This window comes from Neorhizobium sp. NPDC001467 (genome assembly GCF_050275975.1).
Taxonomy (GTDB): domain Bacteria; phylum Pseudomonadota; class Alphaproteobacteria; order Rhizobiales; family Rhizobiaceae; genus Neorhizobium.
Genome location: NZ_JBNNPS010000003.1, coordinates 360,726 through 379,981 on the forward strand (window position 1 = coordinate 360,726; position 19,256 = coordinate 379,981).

Here is a 19,256-nt window from a genome sequence, read left to right on the forward strand (position 1 = left end):
CCTAGCGGGCGCAGATTTCCTGCATGCGTTTCAGCGCGCCGATCTGCGCCATCGCTTCCTCATAGCCGCGTCGGATGGCTTCGCCGGCGCGGTGAAATTCCGAAAGGCCGATATCGCTCAGCCGCGGATGCAGCGCCAGATCGGGCGGGTCGCCGGCAAGACGCGCCCGCGATATGCGCTCCTGGATGATGTTGAAAGCCTGAACCATTGTACCGGTCATGCTTACTCGAGTTGCTGTGCGGCTGCCGGCGTCGTCGAGGCGCGGTCGCTGTTCGATGTCCTGGACGCTGGCATTGTGGCGCACAACCGCGGCACGACCGAAAATGTCGTAGTTGAGATTGACGCCAACCACGAGCGGCTGCTCATAGGCCCGGCAGACGGAGGTCGGCACCGGATTAACGAGCGCCCCGTCGACCAGCGTGCGGTTGTTGCATTTGACCGGTTCGAAAATGCCCGGCAGCGCATAGGAGGCGCGCAGGCCCGTGATCAGCGAACCGCTGGTGATCCAGACCTCATGGCCGCTCTGCAATTCCGTGGCAACGGCGACAAAGGGGCGGCTCAGGGTCTCGATCGAAATGCCTTCCATATGCTCCTGCATGCGCTTGGTCAGGCGCATGCCGCCGAACAAGCCGCCGCCGCCGATGGTCAGGTCCAGCAGGCCAGCAATCCGGCGCATGGTGAGCGAACGGGCGAAGCTTTCCAGTTCGTCGAGTTTTCCGGCCAGATAACAGCCGCCGACGAGAGCGCCGATCGAAGTGCCGGCGATCATGCCGACCTCGATGCCTTCCTCGTCAAGCGCGCGCAGGACGCCGATATGCGCCCAGCCGCGCGCCGCGCCGCCGCCCAGTGCCAGCGCGATCTTCGCCTTGGGTTGCGGAGGTGAGGTTTCGGGAGGCTGGATTTGCGGTGGCATCGTCGGCGCATCGAGAAGGGCGGTTCCGCCGGCTTCCGTGGCGGGGGCGGGGCGCGGCTCGTTTCTGTTCCAGGACCAGTTCATGTGCTGCGCGTCTCCTCCACGCTGGATCATCGACCCAGACGCGCATTAGGCTCGCGAATGGGTTTCGAAAGTATTGATCGACGGCAAATGTGACAGGAAACGGGACGGACGGGCGGCCCGGCTGCGCGATCAGCTTGCGTAGACGGATTCGGGATCGAAATGGAGCGTATCGTCTGCGATGTCCATGACGGCTTTGTTCTCCACCTGCCGGACGGTACGATAGAAGCACGAGCGGCGGCCGGTATGGCAGCTGGCATCGTCGCCAGCGACCCGGACCTTCAGCCATACGGCATCCTGATCGCAATCCGTGCGAAGCTCTACGACCGTCTGGAGATTGCCGGAGGTTTCGCCCTTCTTCCAGATTTTCGAGCGCGAGCGGCTGTAGTAATGCGCGATACCGGTCTCTATCGTCAGCGCCAGCGCTTGCGCATTCATATGCGCAACCATCAGCAGTTCGCCATCGCCTGCGTCGGTGACGACGGCCGTGACCAGCCCGGTCGCATCGAAACGCGGCGTAAAGTCGCCGGCCGCTTCGAGTTCGTGCTTGTCGGCGGCCGGGGCAGGAAATGTGAGCGTCATGGTAGGCCTCGGGAAGCGGCTCAGCTGCGGATCAGGGTGAGGAAGCGCGCCTGCTCGGCGGCATTATCCTCGAACTCGCCGGTAAAGGTGGTGGTGAGCGTGGTCGAGCCCTGCTTCTGTACGCCGCGCATCGCCATGCACAAGTGCTCGGCATCGATCATCACGGCGACGCCGCGCGGATCCAGAACCTCCTGGATGGCATGGGCGATCTGCGCCGTCAGCGCTTCCTGCGTCTGAAGACGACGTCCGTAGATTTCGACCAGGCGGGCAACCTTCGAAAGGCCGAGCACACGCCCCTTCGGAAGATAGGCAACATGCGCCTTGCCGATGATCGGCACCATGTGGTGCTCGCAATGGGAATAGAACGGAATGTCGCGAACCAGGACCATATCCTTGTAGCCCGATACTTCTTCGAAAGTACGCCCAAGGATTTCGTCTGGCGATTGCCCATAACCGGAAAACAGTTCGCGATAGGCGGCGGCCACGCGCTTGGGCGTATCGAGCAGACCTTCACGCGACGGGTCGTCGCCGGTCCAGCGCAGCAATACGCGAACCGCTTCCTCCGCCTCCTGTTGGGTCGGGCGGGCATCGGCTTGGCCAGCGGCCGGGAAATTCTTCACAATGGCATCCATCTAAGGTCTCCTGATCCTGATGCGGTCAAGGCGCATCCGATCGTCGTGCATTGGCGCCGCGCAGGTGCCCAAACGTCGTTTTGGCGCTATCTGACGCCGCGCAAATCATTTTACAAGACACGGCATTCCGAATTCGGCGCGGACAGGGCAAAAGCGCGCGTCTTGATGCGGACTTTCACCGATAGCATATAATGGTAAAGCGAAAGGCTCGACAGATCACTGCCGAAGACGCAGTGTTCGATAAAGCCTCAATGGGCGGTGGCCCGACGATCCGGAAAATGGTGAGCATGGACGACATCTACAATAGCCGCATTCTCGAACTTGCCGGCAATATCGGGCTGTCTGGTGAATTGGAGGATGCCGATGGCGTGGCTGAAAAGCGGTCCCGGTTGTGCGGCTCCAGGGTGAAGGTTTTCGTGAAACTGCAGGACGGCGTGGTCACCGACTTTCGCCACAAGGTCCGCGCCTGCGCCCTCGGGCAGGCATCGTCCGCCGCCATGGCAAAGCATGTGATCGGCGCAAGTGCTGGGGAACTGCGCCAGGCAAAGGCCGACATGCTGGCAATGCTGCAGGATGGCGGCGAGGGCCCGTCGGGGCGGTTCGAAGAGATGCGGGTGCTGAAACCGGTCAAGGACTACAAGGCCCGACACGCATCCACCATGCTGACTTTCGACGCCGTGGTGGAGGCGATCGATCAGGCGGAAGCGCGGACGGCCTCCTTTACGGCAGCGGTCTGACCATGTGCGGCGTCTGCGGTTCCGGCGACGAAGACGATGGCGCGCAGCGTCAACGGACGGGAGCAATGGGCCGCAACTGGAGCGGTCCTTTCCGCAAGACACCCGGCCGTCTTCTTGGCATGGGCGTCGTCCGTCTTTACCAACTGACGCTGTCCGGTTTTGTCGGCAATGGTTGCCGCCACATACCGACCTGTTCGGAATACGGCTACGAAGCCTTCGCCCGTCACGGTTTCTGGTCCGGTTTCTGGCTGACGCTGTTCCGTGTCGGGCGGTGCGGGCCGGGCGGCACAGCGGGTCTCGATCCGGTGCCCGAGACGCTGGACGCGGACCTGCCGGTCACCCCGCCATGGCGGCTTTGGCGCTATGGTCAAAAGGCCTGAAACCTTTACTCCCGCGCCGTTATTGACTATCACCGCGCCGTTCGCTGCTGCGTGCAAGAGACGCGCAGCCCATTTTTGACCACCCGCATTCGTTGGCGGGACTGGACAGGAGAATCTTGATGTCCGTTTCCCTTACATTTCCCGATGGTTCCGTTCGCGCCTATGACGCGGGCACGACCGGCCTTGCCGTCGCCGAATCCATCTCCAAGTCGCTGGCAAAGAAGGCCGTGGCAATCGCGCTCGATGGCGAGCTGCGCGACCTCTCGGATGCCGTCACCGACGGCAAGATCGAGATCGTCACGCGCACCGATCCGCGCGCGCTCGAACTGATCCGCCACGATGCCGCCCATGTCATGGCCGAGGCCGTGCAGGATCTGTGGCCCGGCACGCAGGTGACGATCGGCCCGGTCATCGAAAACGGCTTTTATTACGATTTCAAGCGCGTCCACCCGGACAGCAAGGAAGACTGGCCCTTCACGCCCGAAGATCTGCCGAAGATCGAAAAGAAGATGAAGGAGATCATCCAGAAGAATGCGGCATTCACCAAAGAAATCTGGAGCCGCGATAAGGCCAAGCAGGTTTTCGCTGACAAGGGCGAGGCCTACAAGGTCGAGCTGGTCGACATGATCCCGGAAGGCCAGGAGCTTAAGATCTACAATCAGGGCGGCTGGTTCGACCTCTGCCGTGGTCCGCACATGGCCTCCACGGGCCAGATCGGCACCGCTTTCAAGCTGATGAAGGTTGCCGGCGCATACTGGCGTGGTGATTCGACCAAGCCGATGCTGACGCGTATATACGGCACGGCCTGGGCAACACAGGAAGAGCTGGACCAGTACCTGCACATTCTCGCCGAAGCCGAAAAGCGCGACCACCGCAAGCTCGGCCGCGAAATGGATCTTTTCCATTTCCAGGAAGAAGGTCCGGGCGTCGTGTTCTGGCACGGCAAGGGCTGGCGCATGTTCCAGACGCTGACGTCCTACATGCGTCGCCGTCTGGCCGGCACCTATGAAGAGGTGAACGCGCCCCAGGTGCTGGATAGCTCGCTTTGGGAAACCTCTGGCCACTGGGGTTGGTACCAAGACAATATGTTTGCGGTAAAATCGGCCTATGCATTCACCCATCCTGATGACGAGGAAGCCGACAACCGGGTCTTCGCGCTAAAGCCGATGAACTGCCCGGGTCACGTACAGATCTTCAAGCATGGGTTGAAGTCCTACCGCGAACTGCCGATACGCCTTGCGGAATTCGGTAATGTGCACCGTTACGAGGCGTCAGGCGCTTTGCATGGTCTGATGCGTGTGCGTGGCTTCACGCAGGATGATGCGCATGTGTTCTGCACCGACGAACAGCTGGCGGCGGAATGCCTGCGCATCAACAAGCTTATCCTGTCCGTCTACGAGGATTTCGGCTTCCAGGAAGTGGTCGTAAAACTGTCCACACGTCCTGAAAAGCGCGTCGGCACGGATGATTTGTGGGATCGCGCTGAAAGCGTGATGACGGACGTGTTGAAGACGATCGAGGCACAGTCGGAAGGGCGCATCAAGACGGGTATTCTGCCGGGCGAGGGCGCTTTCTATGGCCCGAAATTCGAATACACGCTGAAGGACGCCATCGGCCGTGAATGGCAGTGTGGCACGACGCAGGTCGACTTCAACCTGCCCGAACGTTTTGGCGCCTTCTATATCGACCAAAATTCGGAAAAGACTCAGCCGGTGATGATCCACCGCGCCATCTGCGGTTCGATGGAGCGCTTCCTTGGCATCCTGATCGAAAACTTTGCCGGTCACATGCCGCTGTGGTTCGCGCCGACGCAGGTCGTCGTTGCAACGATCACCTCGGATGCCGACGATTACGGCCGTGAAGTTGCCGAGGCGCTGCGCGATGCCGGTCTTCAGGTTGAAACGGACTTTCGCAACGAGAAGATCAACTACAAGGTCCGCGAACACTCTGTCACCAAGGTGCCGGTCATTATCGTCTGCGGACGCCAGGAAGCAGAAAACCGCTCGGTCAACATCCGCCGCCTAGGCTCGCAGGCGCAAACGCCGATGTCGCTGGAAGATGCAATTGCCGCCCTGACGGATGAGGCGACTCCACCGGACGTCAAGCGGAAGAACGCGGCCCGCAAGGCCAAGGTTTCTGCCTGACCTGACAAACAAACGGCGCCTGAGAAAAACTCTCAGGCGCCGTTTTGCAATTCGTGATCGCTATGCCGCGTGTCGCGGTTCGGCATGACGACGGATTACTCGATATCAGCGTTTGCCGTTTGGGCCTGCGACGACAGAAGAACATCGACGTCGGCGTTCTCACCGGACTTTACGGTAAACTCGCGCTGAAAGACCTTGTCCTTGTTACGGGCGACGGCGAGATAATCCCCCTCCGACAGAACCATGGTCGAAAAGGCGCTGACGCTTTCGTTGACGACGTCGCCGGATGCCGTCAGGACCGACCACGCGGTATCGGCAATCGCCTCGCCGCCGGGTTGCGAGACCAGTTTCAAAGTGATCTGGGCCGCGCGATGCTGCAAGGTGGCTGTTGTCAGCTTGCCGGCTTCGATCTGGATGTCGGCGCGCGCCACCGCGTTGACGCCGCCATATTCCGATACGACATGATAGGTGCCCGCATTCAGCCGCACGATGCTGTTGGCCTTGACGTCGGCAATCACCAGACCGCGTTCGCCGTCCTCGCGGGGTTCCGCCGAGTAGACAGAGAAACTCAGCTGGCTCGGCGGTATACGCACGTCCGTGCCGGTCACCGCATTGAGAACGAAGCCGCCAGCATCGAGCACCACCGTCTGTTTCGGCACTTGTCCTTCGGTGGGAACGGTGAGTTTGCGGGTTACGCCGGCGCGGCCGAAGGCGACGTTGACGAAATAGTCACCGGGTACAAGCTGGAAATCCGCAGTGCCGCCATCGGCGCTGGCCAGAAGCGGCAGCTTGCCATCATCGCCCGGAATGGGACCGAAGACGCGCCAGGCAAGCCCATCCTTCATGGTCTCGCCGTCGCTGGTCAGCTTGGCCTCGAAGGCGACATTGCGTGCGAGAATGCCGGCCGGTGCAGCAGGCGTTGCCGAGAAGGCGTTGAGCTTCGGCATTTTCGTCGAGCCGCCAAGCTGCTTGAAATTCTGGAACGCATCCTGAGCAAGCGAAGTTGATGCCGGCAGGGCGGCAATTGCCGCACCCAGCATCACATAGATGGCAGTGGAAGATCTTGTCATGGCGCCCGGATTGACTCTTGCTGTCGCAGACTTCACTTGAAAACCAACGCCAAGGCGAATTCAAGGCCTATTGCCAAAACTGGCCTGTATGCCGCGCGTAAGCATGATCGAAATTTCAGGAAAGCGAGTGTGACCATGGACAAAGATATCAAGCTGATCGACTACTTGCGCCAACGCCATTCGACGCCGGTAGCGCAGTATGGCGAGCCCGGTCCTTCGCAGGCTGAACTGGACGAGATCCTGCGTTTTTCGTCACGCGTTCCGGATCACGGCAAGATCGCGCCCTGGCGCTTCATCGTCTATCGCGGCGATTCCCGCGTCAGGCTCGGGGACGAATTCCTGCGGCTGGCGCTTGAGGCGACACCGGACATGACAGAGACCGCGAAGGACGCGGAGCGAGCGCGCTTCACCCGCGCGCCGCTGGTGGTCGCCGTTGTCAGCACCGCTTCCCCACATGCCAAGGTTCCCGAATGGGAACAGGTCCTGTCTGCTGGCGCGCTATGCCTCAACATGCTCATGGCCTGCGAGGCGCATGGCTACGTCGCCAATTGGCGCACCGAATGGATCGCTTACGACGCCCGCGCCAAGGCTGCGCTGGGAATTGCCGATCAGGAGAAAGTGGCCGGTTTTATTCACATCGGCTCCAGCGATTTCAACACGCCGGATCGCCCGCGTCCGGACCTTGCCGACATCGTCACCTGGGTCGAGTGAGGATGTTTTATTCGACTGAAGACAACGCTCACGGGCTCGCCCATGATCCGTTCAAGGCCATCGTGTCGCCGAGACCGATCGGATGGATCGGTACGAAGGGAAAGGACGGATCGCTCAATCTGTCGCCCTACTCGTTCTTCAACGCGATCTGCGACAATCCGAAACTGGTGATGTTCGCCTCGAGCGGGCTTAAGGACAGCGCGCGCAATGCGCGTGAAACCGGTGTCTTCACCGCCAGCCTTGCGAGCCGGCATCTGGCCGAGCAGATGAATGCCTCCTCGATCAGCGTCGAATACGGTGTCGACGAATTTGCCATTGCCGGCCTGACGGCACGGATGGGGACGCTTGTCGATGCACCTTTCGTTGGCGAAGCCTATGCGGCTCTGGAATGCCGGGTGACGGAGATCATCGAGCCGAAGACGATCGACGGCGGCAAGGCCGAGGCCATCGTCGTGTTCGCTCAGGTTGTCGGCATTCACCTCAGCAAGGAGATCCTGCGCGAGGGCAGGGTCGATATGGCGGTTGCCCGCCCGCTGGGGCGCATGGGCTATCGTGACTATGCAGATGGCGGCGCCGAGGTTTTCGAAATGACACGGCCGTCGACCCCAAGGGCCTGACATCTCAGGCTGGGAAAACGGACCGGATGATCGGCACCTGCGATGGCTTGCGGGTCATCTTGCCGCCGAAACCTTGCGCGTGGGCATGAAGGCAGGAGGTGCGAAAGTCTTCGGCGTCCTCTTCCGTTTCAGACGTGTCAATGGCCGTCACCCCTGCCGCCGCTGCCGCAAGCAAAAGCGTGGCGCGCGCATGGGTCGCGACGTCGCTGCCGATCCTGCCTGCTTTCCCCATTGCGGCAGCCAGCGCCGCGGCATCCCAGCCAAGCCCGACAAGCCGCTGACTTTTGCCGGAAAAACTTGCCGCCGCCAGCAGGCCATGCGGATTGTCGCCCGCCATCGCCACGATCCGGGTCACCCCTACCGTCATCGCAGCGCGCGCCTCGCTTACCTGCAGCAGAATGTCGAGATGCTGTAGCTCGGCGCCACTCTGTGCGCTGCACAGGAAAACCGTTCCGATTCGTGCGGCCGTGCACAAATCGAGCAAGGCCGACATGTCACGCGAGGAGACCGGCGGCAGGTAGGCCGCGCTTGCGAATGGGAGGCTTGCCGCCCGCAGGAATGCCGCCGGATCGACGCCATGCCGCATGTCGATAATCGCAGCGGGTACGGCTTCATCCGGTGCCAGGCAAGCAATGTCGGCAGCGGACGCGATCAGCCACGACGTGGGTAGTAAAAAGGACAGAAATACTCTCCCGGGTTCTGGTTAAATTCTATGGTGAACCAATCTTAAACGATTTTTCCCTAACCTGCATTCCATCGGGTGAATGTGGCTAACGCTCCTTTTGTATTGAGGTTTCGGGGTGATCGTACAGGCTTTTCTTCGTTGGGCGGAAACTGCAAGGCCGGCGGATCGGGCAAAGGCTGCGCATGCTTTGGTGCGTGGTTATCTGGCCGCCCCGGTGCAGGATGAGAAGCGCCAGGCCGCGGTCATGGCGCTGACCCATCTGCTCGACGACCCTTCGCCAGTGGTGCGTGGCGCACTCGCAGAAGCGGTCGCCGATTCGCCCGACGCGCCGCGCGGCATGGTCATGTCTCTGGCCGAAGACCAACCGCTGATCGCCTCGACCGTCATTACCCGTTCGCCGGTGCTGACCGAGATCGACCTGGTCGATCTCGTTGGCCGCGGCAGCGCAGTGACCCGCGCGCTGGTCGCCTCGCGGCCGCATCTGTCGCGCGGCGTCGCGGCAGCGGTCGCGGAAGTCGCCGGCGGAGCGGAAGTGCTACTTCTTCTCGAAAACCAAACGGCGTCGATCACCCGCTTCACCCTTAAGCGGATTGCCGAACGTCATGGCCATCATGCCGATGTGCGCAACATCCTGCTTGAACGCGACGAACTGGGCGCCGATGCACGCCACCTGCTCGTCGGTCACGTCAGTGATGCGCTGGCATCCAGCAGTCTGATGCGCACGACGCTCACCGCCGCACGCATCGATTACGTGACCCGCGAGGCCAGCGATGCGGCAACGGTCGCCATTGCCGGCACTGTGCGGCATCATGATATTGCCGGTCTGGTCGAGCACCTGCGTCAGCAGGGGCGCCTGACGCCGGCCTTCCTGATCCATATCCTGTGCGGCGGCAAGGTGGATTTCTTCTCCGGTGCCATCTGTAATCTCTCCGGCCTCGAGGATCAGCGCGTTCGCTCCATCCTCGCCACCGGCCGCATGCATGCCGTGCGGGCGCTGTTCGAGGCCGCCGGGCTCGATCGTTCGATTGCCATGGTCTTCGTCGAAGCGGTGCTCCTATGGCGCGAAGCCGCACGTTCGCCGGTCGGCTTCTCGCTACAAAGCATCTGCCTGCCGCTGATCGAACGGTTCAGGCACCAGGCCCAGCCGTTGTCACCGCTCGGTGAACTTCTTGAAATGATCGACAAGCTGCGGCTGATGGAAGAACGTGTGCTGGCACGCTCCTATGCCAGCGATCTCGCCTTTGCCGCATGATATGCGCCAAGGTCAGCCTCGGCATTGAACGGCTTCAATCCCGGAATTTCTTCGCCACCCAGGAATAGCTGCTTTCCACCAGCCTTGCCGGCTTGCCGACCAGCGCGCGGATGCCCTCGCTGCTTGGCAGGACTGCGGTCACGCGGCTGATGGCGTGCGCCGCCATGCCGCGTTCCTGAGCGCGCAGCTGCTCTTCGCTTTGCGGCGGCGCGGACGCCGTCCCGGGCTGCGGCTGTTGAGGGGCGGGGGCAATATTCTCCGCAGTCTCTGACGCGGCGGGATCCTGGCATACGGCGATCACAACCGGATAGGAAACATTGGCAAACGACGCCAGCTGCTCCTCAGATACGGCATTGCACATTTCGATGGACGGCCAGCGCGGCTGTAGTGTGGCGATATACTGGCAATCCTTGACGGCGTCGTCGCAGCCGAGGATGGTCATGGCGATGATGGCAGCGTTCATGTTTTCATGCCCCTTTTGCGTCCTGACCGTTATCCGCACGATCATGACGCAAGCAAGGCGATGATGGACGCAGCCCGGTCGTCCTTTACCCTGAAGCCTTTTCCCGCCTTGCCGCCGGGGTCTCGCTTGCAGGGATGCTCGTCACGTCACTATCGCGCGGTTCCGAGAGTTCCACTTCGCGGATCCATTCGCGCCACACGGCCACGAGCAGCGCCATCAGAACGGGACCTATGAACAGGCCGAGAAAACCCATTGTCTTGACACCGCCGACCAGGCCGAAAAACGTCGGCAGGAACGGAAGCTTGATCGGTCCGCCGACCAGACGCGGGCGAACGGTCTTGTCGACGATGAACAATTCGACGCTGCCCCATATCAGGAGCGCGATGCCTGCAAAAACGGAACCGCTGGCCACGAGATAGATCGATACCAGTGTGAAGGACAGCGGCGCGCCGCCCGGGATCAGCGCCATGATGCCGGTAATGACGCCAAGCGTCACCGGCGAGGGCACGCCGGCGATCCAGTAGGCGATGCCGAGGACGATGCCTTCGCCGATGGCGATCAGCGTCATACCGGTCACGGTGGAACTGATCGTCGCGGGGACGACACGCGAAATGCGCTCCCAACGAGACGGCAGGATGCGTTCACCCAGAAGGTCGATCTGGCGCGAGAAGGACGCGCCATCGCGATAGACGAAGAACAGCGCGATCAGCATGAAGAGAAGCGTCAACACCAGGTGGAACGCACCGCCGCCGGCCGCTACCACGGCCCTATAAATATTGCCGATATTGGCGCCGCTGACGAGCTGGATATATTCACCGATCGCGCCCGGCTGGCCGATATGGCCGGTCCACTGCGCGTCCAGCCAATCGCCGGCATAGGGCAGCCCGCGCAGCCACGCCGGCGTCGGCGATCCGGCCCGATTGACCTCTAGCGCCCATCCGACCCATTCGCGCACCTCGCCCGATGTATACGAAATGGCGATCCCGACAGGCACTACAATGAAGGCGACGATGCACAGAATGGCAATCGTCGCGCCGAGCGTGGTATTGCCGCCGACCCGGCGCAGCAGGCGCCGATAAAGCGGCCAGCTTGCGAAGCCAATAACCAGCGCGGCCAGAACCGGAACGATGAAGCCGTAGAAGAAATAGATGCCGGCAAACACGACCAATATCAGCAGCCAGCGCGCGGCGGTGATCGGTGGAATAAGGGCAATCGTCGCCGGCGTAACCGGACCCAGCCAGCGCGGTTCTTTTGGCGGGGTTTTATGTTCCGAGGCACTCACAGCCAGATGCTCTTCCCTATCTCGTTGACCCAGGATATGGGCCATCAGCGCTTTCCGCGCAAGGGAAGCGCGTATGGCTTGATGCCAGCCTTCGGCTTGCGATTGGCTGAGATTACGCTAGAAATGTGAAGAACGTGACAAGACGGCCGTGGCTTTCGCCCCTTTCTCGTTGCCCCCCGCTACGAAACAAGCGGTTCCATCTGGAAAGTTTGAGCCCGGTGCCCTATCTGCTGAAGCGCTTAATTTCTTATTCCCGCACCGATGCGTCGGGTGGGGCATTGAGTTTCGGCAGGATGAGCGGATGCGCCGGCCGGACTGCCGGTCGCACCTTCCGGTCCGGTCGAAATGTCTGAAGATTTGGTGTCGCTGAAGTCCCCCGAACTCGATGGGCGGACCGCATGGAGGGCAGCGCCGAAGCCTGCCCTCAGGGAAAGTTCATATGCCTGACAAGATGACGGTCGACCTGACGAATTGCGACCGCGAACCCATTCACATCCCCGGCAGTATCCAGCCTCATGGCTGCTTGCTGGCATGTGATGCCGTTGGCTCGGTCGTAGTGCGCCATTCCGCCAACGCCGCTGAAATGCTGGGTGCGCCGACGGCGATCAATGGCCTGCGTCTCGATGAGGTAATCGGTGGCGAAGCAGCCCATACGCTGCGCAACGCCCTGGCGACCTCGGACGATCCGAGCCGCGCGGCCTTGCGCATGGGCGTGCGTGTCAACGAGGCCGGCGCCTTCGATGTATCGGTTCACCGCGTTGATACATGCGTCATCATCGAGTTCCAGCCCGCCGCCGAACATTCCGACCAGCCGCTCGAAACCGCGCGCATGCTGATCAGCCGGGTGCGCAGCATTTCCAGCATTGGACAGCTGATCGAGAAGTCGACACGCCTGATGTATGCGATGCTCGGCTATGATCGCGTCATGGTCTACCGTTTCGAACAGGACGGCGCTGGACAGGTGTTGAGCGAATACAAGCGACGCGACCTGGAAAGCTTCAAGGGACAGTATTTTCCCGCAAGCGACATCCCCAAACAGGCCCGCACGCTTTACCTGCGCAACACGATCCGCATCATTTCCGATGCCGAGGGCCACCGCGTGCCGATCGTGCCGACGCTCGACGAGGCCGGCCAGCCGCTCGATCTGTCCTTCGCGCATCTGCGCAGCGTCTCGCCGATCCACTGCGAATACCTGCGAAACATGGGCGTCGGCGCCTCGATGTCGATTTCCATCGTGATCGATGGCGATCTTTGGGGGCTGATTGCCTGTCACCATTACAGCCCGAAAACGCTATCGCTAACCCAGCGAATCGCGGCGGAAATGTTCGGTGAATTCCTGTCGATGCATTTGAGCGCATTGCGCCAGAAGGAGATCCTCGATACGACCAACGATGCCCGCCGGTTTCTCGACCAGTTCCTGCAGACCGCGTCGCATCACACCGATCTCGCTGGCCTTCTGCGCCGCTCGGTCGGCGAGTTCCAGGCGATGGTTCCCTGTGACGGGATCGGCCTGTGGCTGGAGGGCCAGTGGACCCCGGTCGGCCTGACGCCGCCGCAAGAGGCAATTGCCCAGCTAGCCGATTTCGTCGGTTCGCTGGCCAATAGCCGGATATGGTCAACCCATAGCCTGACAAGCCATCTTGCCGAAGCGGAAGCCTATGCGGACCAGGTATGCGGCGTGCTCGCCATTCCGCTGTCGCAGCGGCCGCGGGACTATCTTTTCCTGTTCCGCCGCGAAGTGGTGCAGACCCTCAACTGGGCCGGAAATCCGGAAAAGTCCTACGAAACCGGGCCACTTGGCGACCGTCTGACGCCGCGCAAGAGTTTTGCCATATGGAAGGAGACCGTGCATCTCCAGTCGCAGCCCTGGACGCAGGGCGAAGAGGAGATCGCAGAGGCAATCCGTTCGGTTCTGGTCGAGATTGTGCTGCACCACAACGAGCTGCTGGAGGATGAGCGTGGCAAGGCCGATGTGCGCCAGCGCATGCTCAACGAGGAACTCAATCACCGTGTGAAGAACATCCTTGCCGTCATCAAGGCGCTGATCGGGCATCCCGTGCAGGAAGGCCGTGACCTGCAGGATTACATCGCCACGCTCAAGGGCCGCGTACAGGCACTTGCCTTCGCGCACGACCAGGTCGTGCGCGGCGGCGATGGCGGTGCGCTGCACGAATTGCTCGAGGCGGAACTGAAACCCTATCGCGACGGCGCGCGCACCGTGACGCTGCTGGGCCCCTATGTGTGGCTCGACAGCCGCGCATTTTCGGTGATGGCACTCGTGCTGCATGAACTGGCCACCAATGCGGCCAAATACGGCGCCTTGTCGGTGACGGGCGGCAGGCTGGAGATTGCCTGGCAGAAGCTCGAAAACGGCGATTGCGCGCTGACATGGATGGAAAGCGAAGGGCCGTCCGTCGTGGCGCCGTCGCGCGCCGGTTTCGGCACGGTGCTGATCAATCGCAGCGTCCCGTTCGAACTGGGCGGAAGCAGCAAGGTGGATTATTTGCCGGAGGGTGTCGAAGGCCGGTTCCGCATACCATCGCAACACATTCATATTGCCGAGACCGAGGTCCTGCCTGACCTTGCAGAAAAAGCTGCGGAACAGAAGGACGCGACGGTTTCGCTGCTGTCGGAACTGGATCTTCTTCTGGTCGAGGACCAGATGCTGGTGGCCGCCGATGTCGAGACCATGTTAGCCGATCACGGCATCGGCAATGTGACCACCGCGCCATCCGCGTCCGAAGCGCTGCGTCGCCTGCGCGATTTCAACCCGGATGTTGCCATTCTCGACGTCAATCTGGGCGCAGAGACGTCGCTGCCGATCGCCGAGGAACTGTCCCGCCGCAATGTGCCCTTCGTCTTTGCCACGGGCTATAGCGACCGCTCGATCATTCCCGCCAGTTTCGATGTGCCGGTCGTGCGAAAGCCCTATGAGGCCGCGGCGCTGATCTCGGCGGTCGTGAAGGTCGTCGAGCAAAGCCGGACGCCCCAAAAGGATTGAGGCGGCGTCGGCGGCATTCCGGTCATGGATGTTCAGATGTCGAGATTCTCGGCGAAGGCCGCGCGTTCCTGAATGAAGCGGAAACGGGCGTCGGCCTTGGTACCCATCAGGTTGTCGACCGCCTCGCGCGTGCCCTCGAAATCGATGTCGTCGACGAGAACGCGAAGCAGCGTGCGCTTCTTCGGGTCCATCGTGGTTTCCTTGAGCTGCGCCGGCAGCATTTCTCCCAGACCTTTGAAACGGCTGATCTCGATCTTGCCGCGACCCTTGAATTCGGTCTCCATCAGTTCGGCGCGGTGACGATCATCGCGTGCATAGGCGCTCTTGGCGCCCTGCGTGATCTTGTAGAGCGGCGGAACGGCTAGATAGAGGTGGTTGCCGCGGATCAGTTCCGGCATTTCCTGATAGAAGAAGGTGATCAGCAGCGAGGCGATATGTGCGCCGTCGACATCGGCATCGGTCATGATGATGACGCGCTCGTAGCGAAGATCCTCCTCACGGTACTTGGTGCGCGTTCCGCAACCGAGCGCCTGGATGAGATCGGCAATCTGCTGGTTGGCCGACAGCTTCTCGCGGCTGGCCGAACCGACATTGAGGATCTTTCCGCGCAAGGGCAGAATGGCCTGGTTGGCGCGGTTGCGCCCCTGTTTGGCAGAGCCGCCGGCGGAATCGCCTTCGACGATGAAAAGTTCGGCACCCTCGGCTGTGTTCTGCGAGCAGTCGGCCAGCTTGCCGGGCAGGCGCAGCTTGCGCACGGCAGTCTTGCGGTTGACTTCCTTTTCCTTGCGTCGGCGCAGGCGTTCCTCGGCGCGCTCGATCACCCATTCCAAAAGTTTTGCAGCTTCGGCCGGGTTGCCGGCAAGATAGTGGTCGAACGGATCGCGAAGCGTGTTTTCGACGATGCGCTGGGCTTCGACGGTGGCAAGCTTGTCCTTGGTCTGGCCGACGAATTCCGGTTCGCGGATAAAGACCGACAGCATGCCGACCGCCGAAATCATCACGTCATCGGTGGTGATGTCCTTGGCCCGCTTGTTCTGCGTCAGTTCGGCGTAGTTCTTCAGGCCCTTGGTGAGTGCAATGCGCAGCCCCGCCTCGTGCGTGCCGCCTTCCTGTGTCGGAATGGTGTTGCAGTAGGAATGAACGGCAGGGTCGCCGCCATACCAGGTGATCGCCCATTCCATGGCGCCATGGCCGCCGGTCTTTTCCGTGCGGCCGGCAAAGATTTCGCGGGTGACGGTAAAGTCCTTGCCGAGTGTCGCGGCAAGATAGTCCTTCAGGCCGCCGGGGAAATGGAAAACCGCCTTTTCGGGAATGTCGCCGCCTTCGGGCACAACGCCCGGATCGCAACTCCAGCGAATTTCGACGCCGCCGAACAGATAGGCCTTCGAGCGCGCCATGCGAAAGATGCGCCCGGCTTCGAACCTGGCATGCTCGCCAAAAATCTGTGCATCGGGATGGAAACGCACGCGGGTGCCGCGGCGGTTATGCACATCGCCGAGTTCCTGTAAGCCGCCCTGCGGCACACCACGCGAAAAGACCTGTTTGTAGAGCTTGCGGTTACGGGCGACCTCCACTTCAAGCACGTCGGACAGCGCGTTGACGACCGACACGCCGACGCCATGCAGACCGCCGGAGGTCTCGTAGGCATCGCCATCGAACTTGCCGCCGGCATGCAGCTTCGTCATGATTACTTCGAGCGTCGATTTGCCCGGAACCTGCGGGTGGTTTTCGACCGGAATGCCACGGCCATTATCGCTGACGGTCAGAAACCCTTCCGAATCGAGATGGACCTCGATGAAGTTTGCATGGCCCGCGACGGCTTCGTCCATCGAGTTGTCGATGACTTCTGCAAAGAGGTGATGGAGCGCCTTGGCATCCGTGCCGCCGATATACATGCCCGGGCGCATGCGCACCGGTTCCAGTCCTTCGAGCACGCGGATCGAAGATGCGCCGTAATCACCGCTGCCGGCAGGGGCGGGGGCTGCGGGCTGCGCGCGCACCGGTGCCGGTTCCGGCGCTGCCGGTTCGGTTCGCGCGGGTTTCGATTGCACGGGCATGCTGGCGAAGAGGTCGTTGTCATCCATGGGTGGCGTCGTTACTACCTGTCTGCATGAAAGGCCAAGGGGGTTGTAATGCCGCAACCGCGACAGTCCCGACTTGGCGCTGTTTCGAATCGCCGGCAATTCTGCCAGAAAACGGGCCTTTTCGCGATGCCGCGTGATGATGGCTGAGAACGGCAACGCAAGATGGTCATATGGCGACGTTGGGCGAAGTGATGCGGCGCCACCGGATCGAAGGCAAGATTGAAAGGGTCACACTGACGATGAAACGCCGCATGTCCACAGGTCTTTTGGTGCGTTTACCGCTGGTTCTGGCAGTTTTCCTGATGGGCACGATGCCCGGTCTTTCTGCCGATGGTCCGCTGCCGCCCTACAAGGACGAGCTGTTTTCGAAGCAGACCGTGTTGGAGACGTCAGATAACGGTGCGTTCAAGATCGTCGATTACCAGGAAATGCGCGACATCAACGGCCGCGATGCGGAACCGGAACGTCGGGTGAGGGGACAATACGTATCGCTTGGCGTGCGCCGCTCGCAGGAAAACGAGCGGCTGGTCATCGATCAACGCGGCCTCGACGTCACGCGTGTCGGCAAACGCGACGGCGCCGCCTTTACCGTGATCTTCATCCATGGCCGCGGTGGTGATCGTCGTCTTGGTGCCAATGATTACAGTTTCGGCGGCAACTTCAACCGACTCAAGAATCTTGCGGTAGAAAATGGCGGCACCTATTACGCACCGAGCGTGCGCTCCTTCGACGACCAGGGTGTTGCCGATATTGCCGCACTGATCCGCTACGCCTCGCAAAACTCGAAAGGTCGGCCGGTGCTCCTGGCCTGCGCCTCGATGGGCGGCATCATCTGCGCCGGCATTGCGCGCGACAAGGCAAGCGTTACCCTTCTCGGCGGCATGGCAATCCTCGGCGGCCCCCCGGACCCGGAGTTCCCGGCGTCGGCAGCGGCCAAGGCGCGCATTCCGGTATTCTTCACCCATGGCAGCGCCGACAAGGTCTACAAGGCCGACGACCAGATCGGAATCTACCAACGATTACGGGCGCAGAATTATCCGGTCCGTTTTACCCTTTATGCGACGGGGGGACACGGCACGCCGGTCCGCATGAGCGACTGGCGCGAGATCCTGAATTTTCTCGTCGTCAACGGCCGCAAATGACCAGTGTCGGCCGTCATCGGTGTCGTTCCTTTCGTTTTTGAATACCAATCCGTGGTCATTTTGTCTAAGTAGCAACATGCCGCCTTCCTGAAAACCACGAGGGCGGAGCCAAACGAATGGGATGAGGACCGAGCTTCCATGACGCCAGACATACGCCCGCTGATTGCCGGAAACTGGAAGATGAACGGCACGCGTGCCGAGCTCGACCAGATCAAGGCCATCGCGGATGGTGTGAAGACGCCGCTTTCGCAACAGGTAGATACGCTTCTCTGCCCGCCAATCACGCTGCTTTACGTGGCGACCGCACTCTGCGACGACAGCCCGCTTCTGGTCGGCGCCCAAGACTGCCATCACAAGGTTTGCGGCGCCCATACGGGCGATATTTCTGCCGAGATGATCGCCGACTGCTTCGGTACCCACGTTATCGTCGGTCACTCCGAGCGGCGCGGCGACCACGCCGAGACCGACCATCTGGTACGGGCCAAAGCCGAGGCAGCGCATGCCGCCGATCTGGTCGCCATCGTCTGCGTCGGAGAAACGCTGGACGAGCGCGATGCCTATCAGACGCTCGACGTGTTGAAGCGGCAGATATTCAACTCGGTGCCGGCAGATGCCAATGCCCAAAATACCGTCATCGCTTACGAGCCGGTGTGGGCGATCGGAACCGGTCTTACCCCGACGCGAGGCGATATTGAAGTGGCGCATGCGTTCATGCGCGCCGAACTGGTGGAACTGATGGGCAGGGAGGGCGCCGGCGTGCGCATTCTTTACGGCGGCTCGGTCAAGCCCGCCAACGCCAGCGAAATTCTGGGCATAGACAATGTCGATGGTGTTCTTGTGGGTGGCGCAAGCTTGAAAGCGGAGGACTTTCTCGCCATCTACGCTGCCTGTGAACCGCATGTGGTCAAGGCCGCCTGAGGGAAAGCGCGCAAAACGTGCCGCAAGGGCTTTTAAAGCGCGCGCGCCTCGGCTAAAGAGCCGCAAAGATTTGACTGGGCCTCGGCATCCGGGGCGGACTGGATTGTTATGCAGACCGTATTGATCGTCATCCATCTTCTGATCGTGCTCGCGCTTGTCGGGGTCGTGCTGGTTCAGCGTTCCGAAGGCGGCGGCCTTGGCGTCGGCGGCGGTTCCGGCTTCATGTCGGCGCGCGGCACGGCCAATGCGCTGACGCGGACCACCGCGATCCTCGCGACGCTGTTCTTCGTCACCTCGCTCGGTCTTGGCATTCTTGCCCGCTACGAATCCCGCCCGACCGATATTCTCGACCGCATTCCGGAGGCGCAGCGCGGCACCGGCGGCGGCATTCTCGATTCGCTCGGCCCGGCGCCTGCGACGCCGCCGGCCAATAACGGTGTTCCCTCGGATGCTGCTCCGGCTCCCGCCAATGGCGGTGCCGCCGCCCCGGCAACCGGCAACACCGCTCCGGCACCGGCTCCGGCCGATCCGTCGGCTGTCCCGACCGGACAGTAATCCCGGT

At 61.6% G+C, this 19,256-nt stretch carries 18 protein-coding genes; 10 read left to right on the forward strand and 8 right to left on the reverse strand.

All coding sequences use genetic code 11. The annotated features are described in order from the left end of the window. Nucleotide 1: 1 nt before the first annotated feature. From ACQKKX_RS10180 to folE, 3 genes are all read right to left on the reverse strand, one after another. The gene (locus tag ACQKKX_RS10180; protein ID WP_427570557.1) at nucleotides 2–997 is read right to left on the reverse strand and encodes a patatin-like phospholipase family protein; all 996 of its coding nucleotides are present in this window, start codon (nucleotides 995–997) and stop codon (nucleotides 2–4) included. 129 nt (nucleotides 998–1,126) lie between these two features. After that, complete coding sequence (gene hisI / locus ACQKKX_RS10185) at nucleotides 1,127–1,576, reverse strand: phosphoribosyl-AMP cyclohydrolase (RefSeq protein WP_427570558.1); 450 nt, start codon at nucleotides 1,574–1,576, stop codon at nucleotides 1,127–1,129. Nucleotides 1,577–1,596: 20 nt separating this feature from the next. Further along, on the reverse strand, nucleotides 1,597–2,208 hold the full coding sequence (folE, locus tag ACQKKX_RS10190; protein ID WP_427570559.1) for a GTP cyclohydrolase I FolE: 612 nt from the start codon (nucleotides 2,206–2,208) through the stop codon (nucleotides 1,597–1,599). Nucleotides 2,209–2,495: 287 nt separating this feature from the next. On the opposite strand from folE, the gene ACQKKX_RS10195 reads away from it, so the two are divergent. The 3 genes from ACQKKX_RS10195 to thrS all read left to right on the forward strand — a co-directional run bounded on the left by ACQKKX_RS10195 (nucleotide 2,496) and on the right by thrS (nucleotide 5,469). After that, nucleotides 2,496–2,945 (forward strand): iron-sulfur cluster assembly scaffold protein, encoded by a 450-nt coding sequence (locus ACQKKX_RS10195; RefSeq protein ID WP_427570561.1) that lies wholly within the window; start codon nucleotides 2,496–2,498, stop codon nucleotides 2,943–2,945. A 2-nt stretch (nucleotides 2,946–2,947) separates the two neighbouring features. Then, nucleotides 2,948–3,325 (forward strand): membrane protein insertion efficiency factor YidD, encoded by a 378-nt coding sequence (yidD, locus tag ACQKKX_RS10200; RefSeq protein WP_427570562.1) that lies wholly within the window; start codon nucleotides 2,948–2,950, stop codon nucleotides 3,323–3,325. A gap of 119 nt (nucleotides 3,326–3,444) precedes the next feature. Next, a complete protein-coding gene (thrS, locus tag ACQKKX_RS10205; protein WP_427570564.1) occupies nucleotides 3,445–5,469 on the forward strand; it encodes a threonine--tRNA ligase in 2,025 nt (674 codons plus the stop codon). 95 nt (nucleotides 5,470–5,564) lie between these two features. Here thrS and ACQKKX_RS10210 read toward each other — a convergent pair whose 3' ends face one another. Further along, nucleotides 5,565–6,539, reverse strand: a complete 975-nt coding sequence (locus ACQKKX_RS10210; RefSeq protein ID WP_427570565.1) for a hypothetical protein — start codon at nucleotides 6,537–6,539, stop codon at nucleotides 5,565–5,567. 135 nt (nucleotides 6,540–6,674) lie between these two features. On the opposite strand from ACQKKX_RS10210, the gene ACQKKX_RS10215 reads away from it, so the two are divergent. After that, nucleotides 6,675–7,250 (forward strand): nitroreductase family protein, encoded by a 576-nt coding sequence (locus ACQKKX_RS10215; protein WP_427570626.1) that lies wholly within the window; start codon nucleotides 6,675–6,677, stop codon nucleotides 7,248–7,250. A gap of 2 nt (nucleotides 7,251–7,252) precedes the next feature. After that, entirely contained in the window at nucleotides 7,253–7,867 is a 615-nt protein-coding gene (locus ACQKKX_RS10220; protein WP_427570567.1) for a flavin reductase family protein, read from the forward strand. 4 nt (nucleotides 7,868–7,871) lie between these two features. Here the strand turns inward: ACQKKX_RS10220 and ACQKKX_RS10225 are convergent, their stop codons facing one another. Then, complete coding sequence (locus ACQKKX_RS10225) at nucleotides 7,872–8,453, reverse strand: hypothetical protein (RefSeq protein ID WP_427570568.1); 582 nt, start codon at nucleotides 8,451–8,453, stop codon at nucleotides 7,872–7,874. A gap of 214 nt (nucleotides 8,454–8,667) precedes the next feature. On the opposite strand from ACQKKX_RS10225, the gene ACQKKX_RS10230 reads away from it, so the two are divergent. Further along, nucleotides 8,668–9,804 (forward strand): DUF2336 domain-containing protein, encoded by a 1,137-nt coding sequence (locus ACQKKX_RS10230; RefSeq protein WP_427570569.1) that lies wholly within the window; start codon nucleotides 8,668–8,670, stop codon nucleotides 9,802–9,804. Between the two features lie 34 nt (nucleotides 9,805–9,838). On the opposite strand, the gene ACQKKX_RS10235 is transcribed toward ACQKKX_RS10230, so the two are convergent. Then, complete coding sequence (locus ACQKKX_RS10235) at nucleotides 9,839–10,267, reverse strand: hypothetical protein (protein ID WP_427570571.1); 429 nt, start codon at nucleotides 10,265–10,267, stop codon at nucleotides 9,839–9,841. 85 nt (nucleotides 10,268–10,352) lie between these two features. Beyond that, nucleotides 10,353–11,549 carry an AI-2E family transporter gene (locus tag ACQKKX_RS10240; RefSeq protein WP_427570627.1) on the reverse strand — a complete coding sequence of 399 codons (1,197 nt, stop codon included), beginning with the start codon at nucleotides 11,547–11,549 and terminating at the stop codon, nucleotides 10,353–10,355. Nucleotides 11,550–11,988: 439 nt separating this feature from the next. Between ACQKKX_RS10240 and ACQKKX_RS10245 the strand changes: the two genes are divergently transcribed. Beyond that, complete coding sequence (locus tag ACQKKX_RS10245) at nucleotides 11,989–14,550, forward strand: HWE histidine kinase domain-containing protein (RefSeq protein WP_427570572.1); 2,562 nt, start codon at nucleotides 11,989–11,991, stop codon at nucleotides 14,548–14,550. A gap of 32 nt (nucleotides 14,551–14,582) precedes the next feature. On the opposite strand, the gene parE is transcribed toward ACQKKX_RS10245, so the two are convergent. After that, nucleotides 14,583–16,634, reverse strand: a complete 2,052-nt coding sequence (gene parE / locus ACQKKX_RS10250) for a DNA topoisomerase IV subunit B (protein ID WP_427570574.1) — start codon at nucleotides 16,632–16,634, stop codon at nucleotides 14,583–14,585. Nucleotides 16,635–16,885: 251 nt separating this feature from the next. Here parE and ACQKKX_RS10255 point away from each other — a divergent pair, with 251 nt between their 5' ends. From ACQKKX_RS10255 to secG, 3 genes are all read left to right on the forward strand, one after another. After that, nucleotides 16,886–17,776, forward strand: a complete 891-nt coding sequence (locus ACQKKX_RS10255) for an alpha/beta hydrolase (protein ID WP_427570628.1) — start codon at nucleotides 16,886–16,888, stop codon at nucleotides 17,774–17,776. 138 nt (nucleotides 17,777–17,914) lie between these two features. After that, nucleotides 17,915–18,694, forward strand: a complete 780-nt coding sequence (tpiA, locus tag ACQKKX_RS10260; RefSeq protein WP_427570576.1) for a triose-phosphate isomerase — start codon at nucleotides 17,915–17,917, stop codon at nucleotides 18,692–18,694. A gap of 108 nt (nucleotides 18,695–18,802) precedes the next feature. Next, nucleotides 18,803–19,249, forward strand: coding sequence for a preprotein translocase subunit SecG (secG, locus tag ACQKKX_RS10265; RefSeq protein WP_427570577.1), 447 nt, complete (start codon nucleotides 18,803–18,805; stop codon nucleotides 19,247–19,249). The last annotated feature ends 7 nt before the right edge of the window (nucleotides 19,250–19,256 follow it).

Coding starts and splice junctions, on each gene's coding strand:
- ACQKKX_RS10180 (WP_427570557.1), bottom strand. CDS start 997: ATGAACTGGTCCTGGAACAGAAACGAGCCGCGCCCCGCCCCCGCCACG.
- hisI (WP_427570558.1), bottom strand. CDS start 1,576: ATGACGCTCACATTTCCTGCCCCGGCCGCCGACAAGCACGAACTCGAA.
- folE (WP_427570559.1), bottom strand. CDS start 2,208: ATGGATGCCATTGTGAAGAATTTCCCGGCCGCTGGCCAAGCCGATGCC.
- ACQKKX_RS10195 (WP_427570561.1), top strand. CDS start 2,496: ATGGACGACATCTACAATAGCCGCATTCTCGAACTTGCCGGCAATATC.
- yidD (WP_427570562.1), top strand. CDS start 2,948: ATGTGCGGCGTCTGCGGTTCCGGCGACGAAGACGATGGCGCGCAGCGT.
- thrS (WP_427570564.1), top strand. CDS start 3,445: ATGTCCGTTTCCCTTACATTTCCCGATGGTTCCGTTCGCGCCTATGAC.
- ACQKKX_RS10210 (WP_427570565.1), bottom strand. CDS start 6,539: ATGACAAGATCTTCCACTGCCATCTATGTGATGCTGGGTGCGGCAATT.
- ACQKKX_RS10215 (WP_427570626.1), top strand. CDS start 6,675: ATGGACAAAGATATCAAGCTGATCGACTACTTGCGCCAACGCCATTCG.
- ACQKKX_RS10220 (WP_427570567.1), top strand. CDS start 7,253: ATGTTTTATTCGACTGAAGACAACGCTCACGGGCTCGCCCATGATCCG.
- ACQKKX_RS10225 (WP_427570568.1), bottom strand. CDS start 8,453: ATGCGGCATGGCGTCGATCCGGCGGCATTCCTGCGGGCGGCAAGCCTC.
- ACQKKX_RS10235 (WP_427570571.1), bottom strand. CDS start 10,267: ATGAACGCTGCCATCATCGCCATGACCATCCTCGGCTGCGACGACGCC.
- ACQKKX_RS10245 (WP_427570572.1), top strand. CDS start 11,989: ATGCCTGACAAGATGACGGTCGACCTGACGAATTGCGACCGCGAACCC.
- parE (WP_427570574.1), bottom strand. CDS start 16,634: ATGGATGACAACGACCTCTTCGCCAGCATGCCCGTGCAATCGAAACCC.
- ACQKKX_RS10255 (WP_427570628.1), top strand. CDS start 16,886: ATGTCCACAGGTCTTTTGGTGCGTTTACCGCTGGTTCTGGCAGTTTTC.
- tpiA (WP_427570576.1), top strand. CDS start 17,915: ATGACGCCAGACATACGCCCGCTGATTGCCGGAAACTGGAAGATGAAC.
- secG (WP_427570577.1), top strand. CDS start 18,803: ATGCAGACCGTATTGATCGTCATCCATCTTCTGATCGTGCTCGCGCTT.